This is a genomic window from Pseudonocardia sp. Ae717_Ps2 (genome assembly GCF_001932475.1).
In the GTDB taxonomy this organism is placed as follows: Bacteria; Actinomycetota; Actinomycetes; order Mycobacteriales; family Pseudonocardiaceae; genus Pseudonocardia.
In genome coordinates this window covers 3,349,619-3,372,670 of the sequence record NZ_MCIS01000001.1, presented here as the reverse complement: position 1 = coordinate 3,372,670, position 23,052 = coordinate 3,349,619, and the positions used below count along the sequence as shown (strand labels likewise).

The following is a 23,052-nucleotide window of genomic DNA, read 5'->3' as shown; positions in this document are numbered from 1 at the left end:
CACCCTGGTCTTCGACCACCCCACACCGCGGGTGCTGGCCGGACACGTCACCACCGAGCTCGCCGGCGCCGCCGTCACCGCGGACACCTCGACGCCGGCGACCACCGCGGCCCGGACCGCGGACGACCCGATCGTCGTCGTCGGCATGGGCTGCCGGTACCCGGGCGGCGTCGGCGGCCCGGACGAGCTGTGGCGGCTGGTCGACGAGGGCCGCGACGCGGTGTCCGGACTGCCGGTCGACCGCGGCTGGGACCTCGACGCGCTCTACCACCCCGACCCCGACCACCCCGGCACGTCCTACACCCGTTCCGGCGGGTTCCTGCACGACGCCGGCGAGTTCGACGCCGCGTTCTTCGGCATGAGCCCGCGCGAGGCGCTCGCCACCGACGCCCAGCAGCGGCTGCTCCTCGAGGCCTCCTGGGAGGCCGTCGAGCACGCCGGCATCGACCCCGGCACCCTGCGCGGCACCCGGACCGGGGTGTTCGCCGGGGTCATGTACAGCGACTACGGCGCGGGCACGGCCCCGTCCGAGGGGATGCAGGGCAGCGGCACCTCGCCGAGCATCGTCTCCGGTCGCGTCGCCTACACCCTCGGGCTGGAGGGCCCGGCCGTCACCCTCGACACCGCCTGCTCGTCGTCGCTGGTCGCGATGCACTGGGCGATGCAGGCACTGCGGGCGGGGGAGTGCTCGCTCGCACTGGCCGGCGGCGTCACCGTCATGTCCACCCCCGTCGCGCTGATCGAGTTCTCCCGGCAGCGCGGGCTCGCACCGGACGGACGGTCCAAGGCGTTCTCCGACGCCGCCGACGGCGTCAGCTGGGCGGAGGGGGTCGGCGTCGTCGTCCTGGAGCGGTTGTCCGACGCCCGCCGCAACGGGCACGAGGTGCTCGCCGTGGTCCGGGGCAGCGCGGTCAACTCCGACGGCGCCTCCAACGGCCTGATGGCGCCGAACGGCCCGGCGCAGCAGCGCGTCATCCGGCAGGCCCTGCGTTCGGCCGGGCTGACCACCGCCGACGTCGACGTGGTCGAGGCCCACGGCACCGGCACGGTGCTCGGTGACCCGATCGAGGCCCAGGCGCTGCTGGCCACCTACGGGCAGGACCGGGACACCCCGCTGCTGCTCGGCTCGGTGAAGTCGAACCTGGGGCACACGCAGGCCGCGGCCGGTGTCGCCGGGGTGATCAAGATGGTGCAGGCGATGCGGCACGGCCGGGTGCCGCGCACCCTGCACGTCGGCACGCCGTCGCGGCACGTCGACTGGGAGTCCGGCGCCGTCGACCTGGTCACCGAGCCCACGGACTGGCCGGAGGCCGGCCGCCTCCGCCGGGCCGCGGTGTCCTCCTTCGGGATCAGCGGCACCAACGCCCACATCGTGCTGGAGCAGGCGCCGCCGACCCCCGCCGCGGCGCCCACCGTGATCGACCCCGGCACCGGCGCCGTGGCGCTGCACGTGTCCGGGCGCACCGAGGGCGCCGTCCGCGACCAGGCCGCACGGCTGCGCGCCCGGCTGGAGCAGCAGCCCGGCGCCGACCTCGCCGACGTCGCGTTCTCGCTGGCCACCACCCGGTCGGCGTTCGAGCACCGGGCCGCGGTCGTCGCCGACGACCGGGACGGGGTGCTGCGCGGGCTCGCAGCACTCGCCTCGGGCGAGCCGGATCCCGGCGTCCTCACCGGACGGGCCGCGGCCGCGGGACCGGTCGCCGTGCTGTTCGGCGGACAGGGCAGCCAACGCGCCGGCGCCGGGGCGCGGCTGCGCGAGCGGTTCCCCGCGTTCGCCACCGCCCTCGACGAGGTCGTCGCCGCACTCGACCCGCACCTGGACCGCCCGCTGTACGAGGTGCTGCACGCCGCCGAGGGCAGCGCCGAGGCCGAGCTGCTCGGACGGACCCGCTACGCCCAGCCCGCGCTGTTCGCCGTCGAGGTCGCCCTCTACCGCCTGCTCACCTCCTGGGGCGTGCGCCCGGCGCGGGTCGGCGGGCACTCGGTCGGCGAGATCGCCGCCGCGCACGTCGCCGGGGTCCTCGACCTCGCCGACGCCGCCGCACTCGTCGCCGCCCGCGGCCGCCTGATGGACGCCCTGCCCGACGGCGGGGCCATGATCGCCGTCGAGACCACGGAGGAGCAGGCACGCGCCGCGCTCACCGACGGCGTCGCGGTCGCGGCGGTCAACGGGCCGACCTCGGTCGTGCTCTCCGGTGCCGCCGACGCCACCGAGCGGGTCGCCGCCACGTTCGCCGCGCAGGGCCGCCGCACCACCCGGCTCGACGTCAGCCACGCCTTCCACTCGCCCCTGATGGAGCCCGTCCTCGACGGGTTCCGCCGGGTCGTCGAGGGTCTGACGTTCGCCGAGCCCGCACTGGAGATGGTCTCCACCGTCACTGGGGCACCGGCCGTGGCGGGCGACCTGGCCTCGCCGGACTACTGGGTCGCCCACGTCCGCTCCACCGTGCGGTTCGCCGATGCGGTCGCGGCGTTGCGCGACGCCGGCACCGGCGCCGTCGTCGAGGTGGGACCGGACACCGTGCTCGCCCCCGCCGTCCGGGCGGTGCTCGGCGACACGGCCACCGTCACCGGGGTCCTGCGCGCCGGCCGCGAGGAGGACCTCTGCGCGCTGGCCGCGCTGGCCCGGCTGCACGTCGACGGCGTCGCCACCGAGCCGGCCGCGCCGTACCCGGGAGCCCGACGGGTCGCACTGCCCACCTACGCCTTCCAGCACACCCACTTCTGGCCGGTCGCCGACCTCGGCCCGGCCCGGGGCACCACTGCGGGCGGGGCGGCGGACGGGGCACTGTGGGACGCCGTCGACCGCGGCGACGCCGAGGACCTCGGCGCCCTGCTGCGGCTGCCCGCCGGCGACCGCGCCGCGCTCGACGCGGTGCTCCCCGCCCTGTCGTCGTGGCGCTCGGGCAGCCGTCGGCGCACACAGCTCGACGGCTGGCGCTACCGGGTCACCTGGAGCCCGGTGCGGGTCACCGACAGCCCGGTGCTCGACGGCGACTGGCTGCTGCTCGCCCCGGCCGCCGGCGCGCCGGACCCCGGCGTGCTCGACCCGGCCGCCCTGCGCGACGCGATGAGCGTGCACGGCGCCCGGGTCCACCTCGTCGAGGTCGACGCCTCCTGCACCGACCACGCCGTGCTCGCCGAGCGGGTCGGCGCCGCACCGTCGGGCCGCTGGAGCGGCGCGGTGTCGCTGCTCGCCGCCGACGGGTCGGCGCACCCGCTGCTCTCGGGCGGGCTCGCACTCACCGTCGCCGCCGTCCGCGCGGTCGACGCACCGCTGTGGGCGATCACCCGCGGGGCCGTGGGCACCGGCGGCGGGGACCTGGCCCGCTCGCCGCACCAGGCGGCCGTCGCCGGGTTCGGCCGGGCCGTCGCCCTGGAACTGCCGCACCGCTGGGGCGGCACCGTCGACCTGCCCGCAGGCGGCGACCCGACCGAGGTGCCCGCGGGAGTGCTGTCGGCACTGTCCGGGCTGGGGGAGGACCAGCTCGCCGTCCGCGACGCCGGTCTGCTCGCCCGTCGGCTGGCGCGGCGCCCCGGACGTCCGCTGCCCGAGCAGTACCGGGTGCACGGCACCGTCCTGGTCACCGGTGGCACCGGAGGCCTGGGTGCCGCCATCGCCGGGCGGCTCGCCGACCTCGGTGCCGGGCGGCTGGTGCTCACCGGGCGCCGCGGTCCCGACGCCCCCGGCGCCGAGGAGCTGCGCGCCGACCTGGAGGCCCGCGGGGCCGAGGTCCGCTTCGCCGCCTGCGACGCGGCCGACCGCAATGCGCTCGCCGCCGTCCTGGACTCCGCGGGCGACGACGAGCTGCCGCTCACCGGGGTCGTGCACGCCGCCGGTCTCGGCCAGCGCACGGCACTGGCCGAGACCTCCGACGACGAGCTCGCCGCCGTCCTGGCCGCCAAGGCCACCGGCGCCGAGCTGCTCGACGAGCTGCTCGATGACCGCGACCTCGACCTGTTCCTGCTGGTCGGCTCGATCGCCGGAGTGTGGGGCAGCGGCGGGCAGACGGCCTACGCGGCCGCCAACGCACACCTCGACGCCCTCGCGGAGTCCCGCCGGGCCCGCGGCCTGACCGCCACCTCGGTGGCGTGGGGACCGTGGGCCGAGGTGGGGATGGCCGCCGAGCACACCGCCGACGACCTCACCCGTCGCGGGCTGGCCCTGCTCGCGCCGGACGCGGCCCTCGACGAGCTCGTCCGGGCGCTGGCCGACGGGGACACCACCGTCACGGTCGCCGACGTCGACTGGGCCCGCTACCTGCCCGTGTTCACCTCGGTGCGCCCCAGCCCGCTGCTCGCCGACCTCGCAGAGCGGACGGCACCGGTGACCGCGGCCGCCCCGGCCGGTGCCGGTGCCGGCGAGCTGCGCGGCCTGGCCCCCGCCGAGCGCCGCCGCAGGATCGTCACGCTGGTCCGCGCCGCCGCCGCGGCGGTGCTCGGACACGACTCCCCGGAGGGCATCGACCTCGACCTGCCGTTCCGCGACCTCGGTGTCGACTCGCTGACCGCGGTCGAGCTGCGCCGCGCGGTGGGCGACGCCACCGGCCTCGAGCTGCCCGCCACCCTGGTCTTCGACCACCCCACCCCGGCCGTGCTCGCCGCGTTCCTGGACGGGGAGCTCGGCGGGGTGACCGACCCCGCGGTCGACGGCCCCCCGCACACCCCCGTCCACGCCGCGGGCCCGGCCGACGAGCCGATCGCGATCGTCGGGATGAGCTGCCGGTTCCCCGGCGGCGCCGGCACCCCCGAGGAGTTCTGGGCCCTGCTCGACGACGGCGTCGACGCCATCACCGAGTTCCCGGCCGACCGCGGGTGGGACGTGGCCGCCCTGCTCGACGCCGACCCGGACGCCCCCGGCGCGACCTACTCGCTGGCCGGGGGGGGTTCCTGCCGGAGGCGGGCGACTTCGATCCCGGATTCTTCGGGATCAGCCCGCGCGAGGCGCTCGGGATGGACCCGCAGCAGCGGCTGCTGCTGCAGACGACCTGGGAGTCGATCGAGCGGGCCGGGATCGACCCGGCCGGGTTGCGCGGCACCCGTACCGGCGCCTTCGTCGGTGCCAGCTACGCCGAGTACGGCGGCAGCGAGGAGGGCTCGGAGGGCTACCAGGTCACCGGCACCCTGCCCAGCGTGCTGTCCGGGCGGCTGTCCTACGTGCTCGGGCTGGAGGGCCCGGCGGTCACGGTGGACACGGCCTGCTCGTCGTCGCTGGTCGCGCTGCACCTGGCCGTGGCATCACTGCGGTCGGGCGAGTCCGACCTCGCGGTCGCCGCCGGTGTCACGGTCATGCCGAACCCGAAGCCGCTGATCGCGTTCAGCAGGCAGCGCGCGCTGGCCCGCGACGGCCGGTGCAAGGCGTTCTCCGACGACGCCGACGGCATGACCGTGTCCGAGGGCGTCGGCGTCGTGCTGGTCGAACGGCTCTCCGACGCACGCCGCCACGGCCACGAGGTGCTCGCGGTCGTCCGTGGCTCCGCGGTCAACCAGGACGGTGCCTCCAACGGGCTCACCGCCCCGAACGGGCCGTCGCAGCAGCGGGTCATCCGGGCCGCGCTGGCCGCGGCCGGGCTCGCCGCCGACGAGATCGACGCGGTCGACGCTCACGGCACCGGCACCGCGCTCGGCGACCCGGTGGAGGCCCAGGCGCTGCTCGCCACCTACGGCCGCGACCGCGACGCGGAGCGGCCGCTGTGGCTGGGCTCGGTGAAGTCCAACATCGGGCACACCCAGTCCGCGGCGGGCGTCGCGAGCGTGCTGAAGATGGTGCTCGCGCTGCGGGCCGGCCTGCTGCCGCGGACCCTGCACGCCGGCACGCCCTCGTCGCACATCGACTGGGACGCCGGTGCCGTGGAGCTGCTCACCACGGCGCGTCCCTGGCCGCGCGGCGAGCGCCCCCGCCGCTGCGCGGTCTCGGCGTTCGGCATCAGCGGCACCAACGCGCACCTGGTCCTGGAGGAGGCGCCCGAGGAGCCGGCCACCGGGCCCACCGCGACCGTGCCCACCGCGACCGGACCCATGGCGACCGAGCCCCCGGCCGCCGACGGCCCCGTCGTCGCCTGGCCCCTCTCGGCGCGGACCGCGGAGGCGCTCGCCGACCAGACGGCGCGGCTGCGTGCCCACCTCGAGGCCGTCCCCGCGGCCGCAGCGGACGTCGCGTTCTCGCTGGCCACCACACGAACGGCCTTCGAGCACCGCGCCGTGGTGGTCGGTCGCGACACCGCCGCGATGACCGCGGCCCTGGCGGACCCGGCGGCCGCGGACGTCGTGACCGGGGTCGCGGACCTGGCGGGTCCGGTCGCGTTCGTCTTCCCCGGCCAGGGTGCGCAGTGGGCCGGCATGGGGGCCCGGCTGGCCGAACAGTCCCCGGTCTTCGCCGAGCGCCTCGCCGAGTGCGCGGCCGCGCTGGCCCCGCACGTCGACTGGTCGCTGCTCGACGTGCTCCGCGAGGTCGACGGCGCCCCGACCCTGGACCGGGTCGACGTCGTGCAGCCCGCGTCCTGGGCGGTGATGGTCTCGCTGGCGGCCCTCTGGCGCTCCCTCGGCGTCGAGCCGGACGCGGTCGTCGGACACTCCCAGGGCGAGATCGCCGCGGCGTGCGTGGCCGGGGCGCTGAGCCTGGCCGACGGCGCCGCGGTCGTCGCCCGGCGCAGCCTCGCGATCGCGCGGCGGCTGTCCGGCCGCGGCGGCATCGCCTCGATCGCGCTGCCCGCCGAGCAGGTCGCGGCCCGGATCGAGCCGTGGGGTGAGCGGCTCTCGCTGGCCGCGGTGAACGGGCCCGGCGCGGTCGCGGTGTCCGGTGACTCCGCCGCCCTCGACGAGCTCCTCGAGGCCCTCGCGTCCGACGGCGTCCGGGTCCGCCGGATCGCCGTGGACTACGCCTCGCACTCGGCGCACGTCGAGGACATCCGGTCCGAGCTCGCCGACGAGCTGGCCGGGATCACACCGCTCGCACCGCAGGTGCCCTTCCTGTCCACCGTCACCGGCGAGTGGGTCACCGGCGCCGAGCTCGACTCCGGCTACTGGTACCGCAACCTGCGCGGCACGGTCCGGCTGGAGGAGGCCGTCCGGACCCTGCTCACCGCGGGCCACCGGGCCCTGGTGGAGGTCGGTGCGCATCCCGTCCTCGTCGCCGGGCTGGAGGACACCGTCGCCGCCGCGGGCGCGCGTGCCGTGGTCACCGGCACGCTCCGCCGCGACGACGGCGGCCTGGACCGGCTCTACACCTCCGCCGCGGCGCTCGCCGTGCGCGGCGTGCCGGTCGACTGGGGTCGCTGTGCCGCCACGGGCCGCCGCATCGGGCTGCCCACCTACCCGTTCCAGAACGTGCGGTACTGGAGCGACCCGGTGCTCCCGTCCCGCCCGGGCGGGGAGGACGGGGCACCCGACGACACGTTCTGGGACGCCGTCGAGGCCGCCGACCTGCCGGCTCTCACCGCCGACCTCGGCGTCGACGAGGCCGTGCTCGCACCGGTCCTGCCCGCTCTGGGGGAGTGGCGGCGCAGGCGCCGGGACCGTTCCACCACCGACTCCTGGCGCTACCGCACCACCTGGACCCCGCTCGGGCGGCTCCCGCTCGCGGCGCTGCACGGCACCTGGGTGCTGGTCGAACCGGACCCGGTGTCGGAGCACGCCGACCCCGCGCACGCCGACGCCGTCGCCGACGCGCTGCGCGGGCACGGCGCCACGGTGCACCGCATCGCCCTCGACGCGGCCTGCGCCGACCGGGGGGTGCTCGCCGGCCGGCTGGCCGGCCTGTCCGCCCAGGACCCCATCCGGGACGACTCCGCGACCGACGCGACCGACGCGACCGAAGCCACCGACGGCACCGGCGTCCGGGGTGTGGTGTCGCTGCTCGGCGACGTCGACGCCCCCACCCCCGGCCACCCCGCGCTGCCGCTCGGCGCGGCCTGGACCCTCGCGCTCGTCCAGGCGCTGATCGACCCCGACCGGGACGGCGGCCCGCTCACGGCCCCGGTCTGGTCCCTCACCCGGGGCGCGGTCGGCACCGGCCCGGCCGACCCGCCCTCGCACCCGGTCCGGGCGATCGCGACCGGGATCGGCTGGACCGCGGCCCTGGAGCACCCGCGCAGCTGGGGCGGCACGGTCGACCTGCCGCCGGAGCTCGACCGCCGCGCCGCCCAGCGGCTGGTCTCGGTCCTGGCCGGGGGCACCGGCGAGGACCAGCTCGCGATCCGCGCGTCCGGGGCGCTGGCCCGCCGGATCGAGCGCGCCGCCGCCCGCGACGACCGGCCGCGCCCGTGGTCGTTCGACGGCACCACCGTGATCACCGGCGGCACCGGCACGCTCGGCCCGCACGTCGCCCGGTGGGCGGCACACCAGGGCGCCGAGCACCTGGTGCTGCTCAGCAGGCGCGGACCCGACGCCCCCGGTGCCGCCGAGCTCGCCGCGGACCTGACCGGGCTGGGCGCCGACGTCGAGATCCGGTCCTGCGACATCACCGACCTCGACGCGCTCTCCGCCGTCCTCGACGACCTGGCCGCGGCCGGGCGCACCGTGCGCACCGTGCTGCACACCGCCGCGGTCATCGAGCTCGGTAGCATCGCCGAGACCGATCCCGCACAGGTGGAGCGGGTGCTGCACGCCAAGGTCACCGGCGCGGTGAACCTGGACCGGCTGCTCGGCGACGACGTCGCCGAGCTGGTCCTGTTCTCCTCGATCTCCGGTGCCTGGGGCAGCGGCCACCACGCCGCCTACGTGGGGGCCAACGCCTACCTGTCCGCGCTCGCCCGCCACCGCCGGGCCCGCGGCCTCGCCGCGACGGCGCTGTCCTGGGGCATCTGGTCCGACGACCTCGGACTCGGCCGGATCGACCCCGAGCAGATCACCGGCAGCGGCCTGGTGTTCATGGACGCCCGCCTGTCGTTGGACGCGATGCAGCGGGCCGTCGAGACCGGCGAGGCCGATCTGACGCTGGCCGACATCGACTGGCGCCGCTACCACCCGGTCTTCACCGCGGCGCGGCCGACGACGCTGTTCGACGAGGTCCCCGAGGTCGCCGCGCTGGCCGCCGCCGACCCCGCCGCGGGCGGCGACGCCGGGCTGGCCCGCAGGCTGCGCGAGCTCACCCCCGCCGACCGCGACCGCGCCCTGCTGGACCTGGTCCGGACCACCGCCGCCGCCGTGCTCGGCCTCGGCGGACCGGACGAACTCGCCGAGGGCCGGGCGTTCCGCGACGTCGGGTTCGACTCGCTCACCGCCGTCGACCTGCGCAACCGGCTCGTCGCCGCCACCGGACTCACCCTGCCGACCACGATGGTGTTCGACCACCCGGACCCGGTCGCGCTGGCCCGCTTCCTCGACGGCGAGCTCGGCGGCGGCGCCGGGGCCGCCGGGCCCGTCGTGCCGCCCCCCGCGGCGCGTGCCGACCTGGCCGACGACCCGATCGTCGTCGTCGGGATGGGGTGCCGCTATCCGGGCGGGGTCACCTCGCCCGACGACCTCTGGCAGCTCATGGTGGACGGCGGCGACGCCATCGACACCTTCCCCGCCGACCGCGGCTGGGACGCCGCGGCCCTGTTCGACGACGACCCCGACGCCGCGGGAAGCACCTACTCGGTGCGGGGCGGGTTCCTCTCCGGGGTCGCCGACTTCGACGCCGCGTTCTTCGGGATCTCCCCGCGCGAGGCACTCGCGATGGACCCGCAGCAGCGCCTGGTCCTGGAGACCGTGTGGGAGACCGTCGAACGCGCCGGGATCGACCCGTCCAGCCTGCGCGGGACCCGGGTCGGCACCTTCGTCGGGGCCAGCTACCAGGACTACGACAACGTCCGCGCCGGTGCCTCCGGCGGCGACCCGTCCGACGGCGCCGAGGGCCACCTCGTCACCGGCACGCTGTCGTCGATCCTGTCCGGGCGGGTGAGCTACCTGCTCGGCCTGGAGGGCCCGGCGGTCACCCTGGACACCGCCTGCTCCTCCTCGCTGGTGGCGCTGCACCTGGCCTGCCGCTCGCTGCGCGACGGCGAGTCCACGATGGCCCTCGCCGGCGGTGTCAGCGTGATGGCCACCCCCGGCGCGTTCGTCGGGTTCAGCAGGCAGCGCGCACTCGCCGCCGACGGCCGCTGCAAGGCCTACTCCGACGACGCCGACGGCATGACCCTCGCCGAGGGGGTCGGCATGCTGCTGCTGACCCGCCGTTCGGAGGCGGAACGCCACGGGCACCCGATCCTCGCGGTGGTCCGCGGCAGCGCGATCAACCAGGACGGTGCCTCCAACGGGCTCACCGCCCCCAGCGGTCCCGCGCAGCAGCGGGTGATCACCGCCGCGCTGGGCGAGGCGGGTCTGACCCCCGCCGACGTCGACGTCGTGGAGGGGCACGGCACCGGAACGGCGCTCGGCGACCCGATCGAGATGCGGGCCCTGCAGAGCACCTACGGCGAGCGCGCCGGGCGGGCCCCGCTGGTGCTCGGCTCGGTGAAGTCCAACATCGGCCACACCCAGATGGCCTCCGGCGTCGCCGGCGTGATCAAGATGGTGCTGGCGATGCAGCACGGCATCGTGCCGCCGACCCTGCACGCGGCCACTCCGACCACCCACGTCGACTGGTCGTCCGGGACGATCACGCTGCCGCAGCGGCCCCAGGAGTGGCCGGAGACCGCCGGCCCGCGCCGGGCCGCGGTCTCGTCGTTCGGGCTGTCCGGCACCAACGCGCACACCGTGCTGGAGCAGGGACCGGGCCTGCTCGCCGCCACCCCGCTCGACGGACCCGAGGCTGGCGCCCCCGAGACCGACAGCCCCGAGATCGACGGACCCGAGGCCGACGGGCGCGAGGTCCCGCTGGTGCTCTCGGCCCGCGACGCCGGTGCGCTGCGCGCCCAGGCCGCCGCGCTGCTGGAGCTGCTCGGCGACGAGCCGTCGGTCCGACCGGCCGACCTCGCCCACTCGGTCGCCACGACCCGCACGTCGTTCGAGCACCGGGCCGCGGTCGTCGCGGCCGACACCGGCGAGCTCACCCGCGCACTCGGCGCGCTGCGCGACGACCGGCCCGACCCCGCGCTGGTCCGCCCCGGGCCCGGTGGCCGCGGACGGACGGCGTTCCTGTTCAGTGGCCAGGGCAGCCAGCGGGCGGGTGCCGGCGCCGGGCTCTACCGGCACTTCCCGGTGTTCGCCGAGGCCCTCGACGAGGTGCTGGCACACCTGGACACGCTGCTCGACGCCCCGGTCCGTCCGCTGCTGCTCGACGAGACACCGGCCGCCGCCGAGCGGATCGACCGGACCGGCGCCGCCCAGCCCGCGCTGTTCGCCCTGCAGGTCGCCCTCTACCGGCTCGCCGTGTCCTGGGGGCTGCGCCCGGACGTGCTCGTCGGCCACTCGGTCGGCGAGATCGCCGCAGCGCACTGCGCCGGCGCGCTGACCCTGCCCGACGCCTGCCGCCTGGTCGCCGCCCGCGCCGGCCTGATGGAGGCACTGCCCGACGGCGGCGCGATGGTCGCCGTCGAGGCCACCGAGGAGGAGGTCGCCGAGCTGCTCACCGCCGGGGTCGGTGTCGCCGCCGTCAACGGGCCGCGGTCGCTGGTGCTCTCCGGTGAGGCCGACGAGGTCCGCGCGGTCGCCGAGGCACTGGCCGCGCGGGGGCGCCGCACCACCGTGCTGCGGGTCAGCCACGCCTTCCACTCGCCGCGGATGGACGGCATGCTCGAGGCGTTCCGCGCCGTCGCCGCCGGGATCCCGGCCGTCGCACCCGAGATCGCGGTCGTGTCCACCCTGACCGGCGCCCCGCTGACCGCCGCGGAGCCGCTCACCGCCGAGTACTGGGTGCGTCAGGTCCGCGAGCCGGTCCGGTTCGCCGCGGCGGTGACCCGGGCGCACGCCGACGGCGCCCGCAGCTTCGTCGAGCTCGGCCCGGACGGTGTGCTGTGCGCCGCCGCCCGCGCCTGCCCCGGCCCGGACGGCGACGACTCCGTCCTGGTCCCGCTGCTGCGCCGGGACCGCTCGGAGACCGCGAGCGTCGCCGTCGCGCTCGCCACCCTCGCCGTGCACGGCACCGCGACGGACCCCGCCGCGGTGTTCGACGGCACCGGTGCGCGCACGGTCGCCCTGCCGACCTACCCGTTCCGGCGCACCCGGTTCTGGCCGGAGGCCGCCCCCGCGACCGCCGACACCGGTGCCTCGGCCGACCCGGCCGACGCCGCGTTCTGGGACGCCGTCGAGCGCGGCGACACCGACGCCGTCGCCGCCGCCCTCGACCTCGAGCCCGCCGCGGTGGCCGACCTCGTCCCGGCGCTGGCCGCCCGCCGCCACGACATCCGCGAGCGCGCCGACGTCGACCGCTGCCGCTACACCGTCACCTGGAAGCCGGTCGGACCCGTGCCGGACGCGTCCCCGGCGGGCGGGGACTGGCTGGTGCTGCCGCACGACGACGGCACCTGGACCACCGCTGTGCTCGACGCGCTCGGCGCCCCCGCCACGGCGGTACCGGGCGGCCCCGGCATCCTGGCCGACCGCGCCGCACTCGCCGGGGCGGTCGCCGGGGTGGTCACCGGGGAGACGGACACACCACCCCGGGGTGTCCTCCTGCTGCTCGGCGACACCGACACCGACACCGACACCACCGCCGCCGACCTGACCGCCCGGGTGGCGGCAGCGGTCGGGGCGCTCGGTGACGCCGGCGTCGACGCGCCGCTGTGGTGCCTGACCCGCGGCGCCGTCGCGATCGGCCGCTCGGAGACGGTCGCCGCCCCGGTCGGGGCGGTCGTCTGGGGCGTCGGCCGGGTCGCCGCGATGGAGGTCCCGCAGCGGTGGGGCGGCCTCGTCGACCTCCCGGGGGGCACCGACACGGCGGCACTGCGCCGGCTGCCCGCCGTGCTCGCCGCCGCTGGTGACGAGGACCAGGTCGCCGTGCGCGCGTCCGGGGTGTACGCCCGCCGTCTGGTGCGCGACACCGACCGTGCCGCCCTCGGCTCGGCGGGCGGGCCCGTCGACCTGTCCGGCGGGACCGCGCTGGTCACCGGCGGTACCGGCGGCGTCGGAGGGCACGTGGCCCGCTGGCTCGCCGCCCGCGGGGCCGCGCACGTGCTGCTCCTCGGCCGTCGCGGCGCGGACGCGCCCGGGGCCGCCGAGCTGGTCGCCGCGCTCCGCGAGGCCGGTACCGGCGCCGACGCCGTCGCCTGCGACGTCACCGACCGCGAGGCGCTGGCCGCCGTCCTCGACGCCGTGCCCGCCGACCGCCCGCTGCGCGCCGTCGTGCACGCCGCCGGCGTCGTCGACGACGCCGTGCTCGACACCGTGACCACCGGCTCGGTCGACGCGGTCCTCGGGCCGAAGGTCACCGGGGCCCGCAACCTGCACGAGCTCACCGTCGACCGCGGCCTCGACCTGCGGGCCTTCGTGCTCTTCACCTCGACCGCCGGCGTCGTGGGTGCCCCGGGGCAGGGCGTCTACGCCGGTGCCAACGCCTACCTCGACGCACTCGCCGAGCACCGTCGCGCCGCCGGTCTCCCCGCGACCGCACTCGCCTGGGGACCGTGGGCCGGCGCCGGCATGGCCGACCGCGGCGTGGTCGCCGACCGGATCCGCCGCGGCGGCCTGGTCCCGCTGGCACCGGAACGCGCGGTCGCCGCGCTCGACCGGGCGCTCGACCGCGGCGACACCACGACCGTGCTGGCCGACATCGACTGGGACCGGTTCCTGCCGGCCTTCACCGCGCTGCGTCCGCTGCCGCTGCTCGCGGACCTGGCCGAGTCCCGGGCCCGCACGACGGGTGCCCCCGCACCGGACGTGCGGCCCCGGCCGGGGGACCGGGCCGCGCTCGCCGCCCTGGTCCGCGGTGAGGCCGCCGCGGTGCTCGGGCACGCCGACGCCGCCGCCGTGGACGACGACCGCGCGTTCCGCGACCTCGGGTTCGACTCGCTGACCACCCTGGAGCTGCGCAACCGGCTCGCCGCCGCGACCGGGCTCACCCTGCCCGCGTCGCTGGTGTTCGACTTCCCGACCCCGCGTGAGCTCACCGCGTTCCTGCTCGCCGAGCTGGGCGGGCCGGAGGCATCCGACGGCGCTGTCCCGGCCGGGCCCGTCACCGCCGCGGCCGACGACGACCCGATCGCCGTCGTCGGCCTCGGCTGCCGCTTCCCCGGCGGGGTCGCCTCGCCGGAGGACCTGTGGACGCTGCTGGAGAACGGCGGCGACGCCATCACCGGGTTCCCCACCGACCGCGGCTGGGACCTGGACGCGCTGGCCGGACACACCGCGACCACCCGCGCCGGGTTCCTGACCGGGGTCGCCGACTTCGACGCCGCGTTCTTCGGGATCTCCCCGCGCGAGGCGCTGGCGATGGACCCGCAGCAGCGCCTGGTGCTGGAGACCGCGTGGACCGCGCTGGAGCGGGCCGGCATCGACCCGTCCACGCTGCGCGGCACCGGCACCGGTGTGTTCGTCGGCACCAACGGCCAGGACTACGGGGAGGTGCTGCGCCGCGCCGGCGACGCCGAGGTGCTCGGCCACGCCGCGACCGGCACCACCGCGTCGGTGCTGTCCGGCCGGCTGGCCTACGTGCTCGGCACCGAGGGACCGGCCGTCACCGTCGACACCGCCTGCTCGTCGTCGCTGGTCGCGCTGCACTGGGCGACCCGGGCGCTGCGCTCCGGCGAGGTCGGGCTCGCACTCGCCGGCGGCGTCTCGGTCATGTCCACACCGGACGCCTTCGTGGAGTTCAGCGCGCAGGGCGGGCTGGCACCGGACGGGCGCTGCAAGGCCTTCGCCGACGGCGCCGACGGCACCGGCTGGTCCGAGGGGGCCGGGATGCTGGTGCTGGAGCGGCTCTCCGACGCCCGCCGCAACGGGCACACCGTGTGGGGGCTGGTCCGTGGCTCCGCGGTGAACTCCGACGGCGCCTCCAACGGGCTCACCGCCCCCAACGGGCCGTCGCAGCAGCGGGCCGTCGCCGCCGCGCTGGCCGACGCCGGGCTCGCCCCGGCCGAGGTCGACGCCGTCGAGGCGCACGGCACCGGCACCGTCCTCGGCGACCCGATCGAGGCCCGCGCGCTGGCCGGCACCTTCGCGGGGCGGCGCGACCACCCGCTGCTGATCGGCTCGGTGAAGTCGAACCTGGGCCACACCCAGGCCGCGGCCGGCATGGCCGGTGTGATCAAGATGGTGCTGGCGATGCGGCACGGCGTCCTCCCGCGGACCCTGCACGCCGCCACCCCGTCCCCGCACGTGGACTGGGCGGGCGGGCCGCTGGAGCTGGTGCAGGACACCACCGCGTGGCCGGAGACCGGTCGCCCGCGGCGGGCCGGGGTCTCGGCCTTCGGGCTGTCCGGCACCAACGCGCACGTCGTGCTGGAGGCGGGCCCCGACCCGGTGCCCGCCCCGGCTCCGTCGGCCGGTGCCGTGCCGTGGCCGGTGTCGGCCGCCGCCGCCGACGCCCTCGACGAGCAGCTCGCCGGGCTCCCTCCGGTACCCGCCGACGACGCCGGACGGGCCGCCGTCGCCCGCACCCTGGTGCACGGCCGCGCCACGCTCGCACACCGCGCGGTGCTGCTCGCCGGGACCGACGGGACCGTTGAAGAGCTCGCCCGCGGCGTCGCCCGCGGCGTCGCCCGCGGCGTCGCCCGCGGCAGCGGTGGCACCGCGTTCCTGTTCACCGGCCAGGGCAGCCAGCGGCCGGGCATGGGCGCCGCGCTGTACGACCGGTTCCCGGTCTTCGCCGCCGCGTTCGACGAGGTCTGCGCCCACCTCGACGTCCACCTCGACCGTCCGCTCGGCGACGTCGTCCGGTCCGGGGACGCCGCCACGCTGCAGCGCACCGGATGGGCGCAGCCCGCGCTGTTCGCGGTCGAGGTCGCCCTGCACCGGCTGCTCGGCTCGTTCGGGATCCACCCGGACCGGGTCGCCGGCCACTCGATCGGCGAGATCACCGCCGCGCACGTCGCCGGGGTGCTGACCCTCGATCACGCGGCCGCGCTGGTCGCGGCCCGCGCCCGCCTGATGGACGCCCTGCCCGAGCAGGGCGCCATGGTCGCCGTCGCCGCCTCGGAGGACGAGGTGGCCCCGCACCTGGACGACACCCCCGGCCGGGTCGTCGCGCTCGCCGCGGTCAACGGCCGGGACTCGGTGGTGCTGGCCGGGGACACCGACGCCGTCACCGCGGCCGCCGCCGGGTTCCGGCACCGTGTCCTGACCGTCTCGCACGCGTTCCACTCCCCGCTCATGGACCCGGTCCTCGACGAGTTCCGGGCCGTCGTGGCGGGCCTGGAGCTCGCGCCGCCGCTCATCCCGGTCGAGGCGGCGGGTGACGTCACCGACCCCGAGTACTGGGTGTCCCACGTCCGCGACACCGTCCGCTTCGCCGACGCGGTCACCGCGCTGCGCGCCGCGGGTACGACGACGTTCGTCGAGGTCGGCCCGGACGCCGCGCTCGCCGCGGTCGCCGACGACGTCACCGTCGTGCCGGTGCAGCGCCGCGACCGCGACGAGGAGCACACCCTCGCGGTCGCGCTGGCCCGGCTGCACACCGCGGGCACCGACGTCGACTGGAGCGGCTGGCCGCTGGGCGAGGGCCCCGGCGCCGACCTGCCGACCTACCCGTTCCGCCGGACGCGGTACTGGCCGGCGACGATCGCCGCCGGCGCGGCACCCGGTGCCGCGGACCCGGCCGAGACCGAGCTGTGGTCGGCCGTCGAACGGTCCGACCGGGACCGGGTGGCCGAGGAGCTGGGCCTCGACGGCGACACCGTCGACGCCGTCCTGCCCGCGCTGGGCTCGTGGCGACGCCGCCGCCGGACCCGTGACGCCGCCGCCGCGACCCGCTACCGGGTCGAGTGGCCGGTCGTGGACGTCCCGACGGCACCCACCGGGCCGGAGACGGTGCCCGCCGGTGCCGACCCCGACACCCTCGCCGCCGCCCGACGGGTCCTCCTCGACCTCGGCGCGGCGGACGCCCCGGACCCCGCCGCGCTGCTCGCCGCGCTGGACGAGGCCGGCTCCCGGGCCGCGCTCTGGGTGCTGACCCGCGGCGCCGTCGCCCTGGACGGCGAGCAGGGCGACCCCGACCAGGCCGACCGCTGGGCCCGGACGGCGGTCGCGGCCCGGGAGCACCCGGAACGCACCGTGGTGCGGGTCGACCTCCCCGCCGGGACCGCCGGGAGTGCCGAAAGCGCCGGGAGTGCCGGGAGCGCTGACCCGGCCACCACGGTGGACCTGCCGCGCACGGCGGGCCCCGGCGAGCTCGCGGTCCGCGACGGCCGGGTGCACGCCCGGCGCCTGGTCCGCGTCCCGGGCGGTGCGCCCGGCGGGTCCACCGGGTGGGTCACCGGCGCGACCGTCCTCGCCGACGGGACCGACCCCCGGGTGCTGACGGCGCTGGCCGCCGCCGGTGCGCGGGCACTGCTGCTCACCGACGCGCCCGACACCGGGTTCGACCCCGCCGGGACCGAGGTGGCCGTCCTCGGCCACGGCGACGGTGTGCCCGCGGAGGTCACCGCCGTCGTGCACGGCGGGGGACCGGACGCCCGCTGGACCCCCGCCGAGCTCGACGCGCTCGTCGCGGACCACGAGCTGACCGCGTTCGTGATGCTGGGCTCGGTCGCCGGCACCTGGCACGTCCGCGGCCGGGCCGACGAGGCCGCCGCCGGGGCCCGCGCCGCCGGGCTGGCCCGCGCCCGCCGGGCGCGCGACCTGCCCGCCACCGCCGTCGCGTTCGGGCCGTGGACGGGCTCGTCGACGGCCGACGTGGCCGCGCACCTGCGGCTGCACGGGCTGCCCGAGCTGGAGCCGGACACCGCGCTCGCCGCGCTGGCGGCCGCCGTCGCCGGCGGCGGACCGGAGGAGGTCGTCGCCGACGTGGCCTGGGAGCGGCTCGCGCCGACCCTGGCCCAGGGCGGACCGGACGGGCTGCTGGCCCTGCTGCCCGAGGCCGCGCCCGCCGACCGGCCGGGCACCGGCGACGACGGTGCGCTGCGCGCGCGCCTCGCCGACCTCCCCGAGGGCGCCCGGGCCGCGGAGCTGACCGAGATGGTGTGCGCCGTCGCCGCCCGCGTGCTGGGCCACGACGACCCGGCCGCGGTCGACCGTGATGTCCCGTTCCGGGACCTGGGCGTCGACTCGCTCACCGCCGTCGACCTGCGGGACCGGCTCGGCGCGGCGACCGGGCTGGCACTGCCCGCGTCGCTCGTGTTCGACCACCCGACCCCGGCCGAGCTGGCGCGGCACCTGCTCGCCGAGCTCGGCGGTGCGACCGTCGCCGCCGTGGCAGCGCCCGCACCGGCCGCCGCGGCGGCGGGGGAACCGATCGCGATCGTCGGCATGGCCTGCCGGTACCCGGGCGGGGTCGCCTCGCCGGAGGACCTGTGGGAGCTCGTGCGCGACGGCGTCGACGCGACCGGCGACATGCCCACCGACCGCGGCTGGGACCTGGACGGTCTCGCCAGCGTCACCCGCCGCGGCGGGTTCCTGCACGACGTCGCCGGGTTCGACGCGGACTTCTTCTCCGTCTCCCCGCGCGAGGCCGTGGTGATGGACCCGCAGCAGCGGATCGTGCTCGAGACCTGCTGGGAGGCCCTGGAACGGGCCGGCATCGACCCGTCGGTGCTGCGCGGCTCCGACACCGGCGTGTTCATCGGCGGCGGCAGCGGCGAGTACCGCGTCTCCGCCGACACCTACGGCCAGGAGTGGCAGACCGCGCAGTCGGCGAGCCTGCTGTCCGGGCGGGTCGCCTACACCCTGGGCCTGCAGGGTCCGACGGTGTCGGTGGACACCGCCTGCTCGTCGTCGCTGGTCTCGCTGCACCTCGCGGCACAGGCCCTGCGGACCGGCGAGTGCACCGCGGCGCTGGCCGGTGGTGTCACCGTGATGTCGACCCCGGTCGGGTTCGTCGAGTTCAGCACCCAGGGCGCGTTGTCCCCGGACGGGCGCTGCAAGCCCTTCGCCGAGGACGCCGACGGCACCGCCTGGGCCGAGGGCGCCGGTGTGCTGGTGCTCGAACGGCTGTCGGACGCACGCCGCCTCGGGCACCGTGTGCTCGGCCTCGTCCGCGGCTCGGCGATCAACTCCGACGGCGCCTCGAACGGGCTCACCGCCCCCAGCGGACCCGCCCAGCAGCGCGTGATCACCCGCGCGCTGGCCGCGGCCGGGCTCGCCGCGCACGAGGTCGACGTCGTGGAGACCCACGGCACCGGCACCCGGCTCGGTGACCCGATCGAGGCCCAGGCGCTGCTGGCCACCTACGGCCGCGAGCGCGAGCACCCCCTGCTGCTCGGCGCGGTGAAGTCCCACCTGGGCCACACCCAGGCGGCCTCCGGCGTCGCCGGGGTGATCGCGACGGTCATGGCGATGCAGCACGGCACCGTGCCCGGCTCGCTGCACGCGGACACCCCGACCTCGCGGGTGGACTGGTCCTCCGGCGCGGTCCGGCTGGTGCCCGCTCCGCAGGCATGGCCGGAGACCGGCCGCCCCCGCCGGGCCGCGGTCTCCTCGTTCGGCGCCAGCGGCACCAACGCCCACGTCGTGCTGGAACAGGTCGAGCCACAGCCTCCCGCACCCGCCCCGGAGGCGCCGGTGGCCCGCACCCTGCTCCCGGTGCCGGTCTCGGCCCGCACACCCGCGGCGCTGCGGGCCCGCGCGTCCGCGCTGCGCGCCGTCGCCGCCCGCGACGGCGCCGTCCCGGCCGACATCGCGTTCTCCGCCGCGACCGGGCGGGCCGCGTTCGAGCACCGCGCGGTGGTGCTCGCCGCCGACCGCGGGGCACTGCTCGACGGCCTCGACGCGCTGGCCACCGGGTCCCCGGCCCGGCACGTCGTGACCGGCGAGGTCACCCGCACCGGCCGGCTCGCGATGGTCTTCCCCGGCCAGGGCGCGCTGCGCCCCGGCGCCGGACGCGAGCTGCACGCCCGGTTCGAGGTCTTCGCCGACGCGTTCGACGCGGTCCTCGACCGGATGCCCGACGGCGTCCGCGACGCCCTCTGGGGCGACGACCCGGACGCGCTCGCCGAGACCGGCGTCGCCCAGCCCGCGCTGTTCGCGGTCGGGGTGGCGCTGTACCGGCTGGTCGAGTCCTGGGGGGTCATCCCGGACCTGCTGGCCGGGCACTCGGTCGGCGAGCTCGCCGCCGCCCACGTGGCCGGCGTGCTCGACCTCGACGACGCCTGCACCCTGGTCTCGGCCCGGGCGCGGCTCATGCAGGCACTGCCCCGCGGCGGCACGATGGTCGCGGTCCGCGCCGGCGAGGACGAGGTGCGCGCGCACCTCACCGGTGACCCGGCGGACACCGTCGCGGTCGCCGCGGTCAACGGTCCGGAGTCGGTCGTGCTGGCCGGCCCCCGGGAGGCGGTCCTCGCCGTCGCCGGCCGCTGGCGGCACCGCGAGCTGGTCGTGTCCCACGCGTTCCACTCGGCACTGATGGACCCGGTGCTCGAGGAGTTCGGCGCCGTCGCCGCGTCGCTGACCTGGAACCGGCCCCGCATCCCGGTCGTCACCGCCGACGGCACCGGTACCGGGCCGGTGCACACCCCCGCCCACTGGGTGGCCCACGTCCGCGACACCGTCCGGTTCGCCGACGCCGCCGCGACCCTCGCCGCGCGTGGTGCCCGCACCGTGCTCGAGCTCGGGCCGGACGCGTCGCTGTCGTCGCTGATCGGCGAGCTCGGCACCGGCGCGGCCACCGACCCGGTCGCGGTCCCGGCGCTGCGCCGCGACCACGACGAGGAGGAGTCCCTGCTCGGCGCGCTCGCCCGGCTGCACGTGCGCGGCGCCGCCGTCGACTGGGCCGGTGTCTTCGCCGGGGTCCCGGCCCGGCGCGTCGACCTGCCCACCTACCCGTTCCAGCGCGAGCGCTACTGGAGCACCACCGCGGCGACCCCCGCATCGGCCGCCCGGCCCGGCCCGGACGACGGCGCCGGGGACGAGCTGTGGGACCTGCTCTCCGGCGACCACGCCACGGACGAGCTCGACGTCGACGCCGATGCCCTCGCCGAGGTCCTGCCCGGCCTGCTGGGCTGGCGGGAACGCCGCCGGGAGGCCGACGCGCTCGACGCGGTTCGGCACCGGATCGGCTGGCGGCCGGTGACCGGCCGCGACCCGGTCCCCGGCGGGCCCTGGCTCGTCGTCGGGGACCCCGCGGGCCCGGACGCCGGGCTGGTCGCGGACCTGGCCGCGGCCACCGGGATCGAGCCGGTGTGGACCTCGGTCACCGCGGACGCGGACCGCACCGAGGTGGCCGGTCTGGTCGCCGCGACCGGAGCCGCAACCGAGGCCGCGACCCTGCATGGTGTCCTCGCCCTGCCCGGCCCGGCCGACCCGCACGGTGGGCCGGCCGCGGCCGCCCGGGTCACGACGCTGCTGCAGGGGCTGGGCGACGCCGGGGTCACCGCACCGCTGTGGGTGCTGACCCGCGGCGCGGTCTCGGTCGCCGCCGACGACCCGGTCGGGGACGACCTCGGTGCCGCCGCCGTCTGGGGCCTGGGCCGGGTCGCGGCCATGGAGTACCCGGACCGGTGGGGCGGCCTGGTCGACCTCGGGCCCGCCACCGACGCCCGGACCGTGCGCGGCCTCGCCGCCGCGCTCACCGGCCGGGACGGCGAGGACCAGCTCGCGGTCCGCCCGCACGGCCTGTACGGGCGGCGGCTGCTGCCCGCACCCGCGCCGCGTCCCGCCACGACGTGGGAGCCGCGGGGGACCGTGCTGGTCACCGGCGGGACCGGCGCACTGGGCGGGCACGTGGCCCGCGACCTGGCCCGGGCCGGTGCCCGCCGGCTGGTGCTGCTGAGCCGCCGCGGCCCGGACGCCCCGGGCGCCGCGGAGCTGACCGCGGAGCTGGCCGGGCTCGGCGCGCACGCCGAGGTCGTCGCCGGCGACGCGGCGGACCGCGATCGGCTGGCCGCGGTGCTCGCCACGATCCCGGACGAGCACCCGCTCACCGGGGTCGTCCACGCCTCCGGTGTGCTCGACGACGGCGTCCTCGACCGGCTCACCCCCGACCGGTTCACCGAGGTGTTCCACGCCAAGGTCGCCCCGGCGCTGCTGCTCGACGAGCTCACCGGCGACCTGGACGCCTTCGTGCTGTTCTCCTCGGCGTCCTCGGCGGTCGGGAACCCCGGCCAGGCCAACTACGCCGCGGCCAACGCGGTGCTCGACGCGCTCGCCGCCCGCAGGCGGGCCCGCGGCGCCGCGGGCACCTCGATCGCCTGGGGTGCCTGGGCGGGCGGGGGCATGGCGCAGGGCGCCGACGCGACCGAGCACGCCCGCCGGGCCGGGCTCGGTGCGCTCGACCCCGGCCGGGCCTGCACCGTGCTGCGCCAGCTCGTCGCCGAGGGCGCCGACAACGCGGTCGTCGTCGCGGTGGAGGGGCCGGCGGCGCCCGGCCCCCGGGCCACGGCGCTGCTGCGGGACATGCCCGGCGCCGACACGGCCGCCGGGCGCGGCACGGACCCGGGAGCCCCACCGGTGGACGCGCTGCGCGAGCAGGTGCTGGCGCTGCCCGCGGCGGCCCGGCTCGACACGGTGCTCCGGACGGTCCGCGAGATCGCGGCCGGCGTGCTCGGCCGCGACGACGCCGACGGGGTCGGCGCCGACCGGCCCTTCCGGGACCTCGGCTTCGACTCGCTGGCCACCGTCGAGATGCGCAACCGGCTCTCGGCGGCGACCGGCCTGACGCTGCCCGCGACGCTGGTGTTCGACCACCCGACACCGCAGGCACTCGCCGAGCACGTGCTCGCCGGACTGACCGGCGACACGTCCGGCACCGCGGTGCCGGACGCCGACGGCGTGGCCGAGACGGCGGTGCGGGCCGCCCTCACCGGGCTCCCGCTGGAGCGGTTGCGCGACGCCGGGCTGCTCGACGCCCTGCTCGCGCTGGCCGCCGACGGCACGCCCGGTCACGCCGACCCCCGGGGCGACGGCGACGGCAACGGCCACCCCCGGGGCCACGGCAACGGCAACGGCCATGGCAACGGCAGTGGCAACGGCGATGGCAACGGCCACACCCCGACCGGGGCCGACGGCTCCGGAACCGACCCCGAGATCGACTCGATGTCCGTGGACGACCTGGTACGGGCCGCACTCGACGACCTGTCCGACCCGTCGCAGAACTGATGGAGCTGA

At 77.9% G+C, this 23,052-nt stretch carries 1 protein-coding gene and 1 pseudogene; both read left to right on the top strand.

The genetic code is table 11. The annotated features are described in order from the left end of the window. Window positions 1-145: 145 nt before the first annotated feature. Window positions 146-4,816 (top strand): annotated as a pseudogene (locus Ae717Ps2_RS40360) (type I polyketide synthase); the annotation flags it as partial. Continuing rightward, complete coding sequence (locus Ae717Ps2_RS39100; RefSeq protein ID WP_075333533.1) at window positions 4,816-23,043, top strand: type I polyketide synthase; 18,228 nt, start codon at window positions 4,816-4,818, stop codon at window positions 23,041-23,043. The pseudogene Ae717Ps2_RS40360 and the gene Ae717Ps2_RS39100, both read left to right, overlap by 1 nt. The last annotated feature ends 9 nt before the right edge of the window (window positions 23,044-23,052 follow it).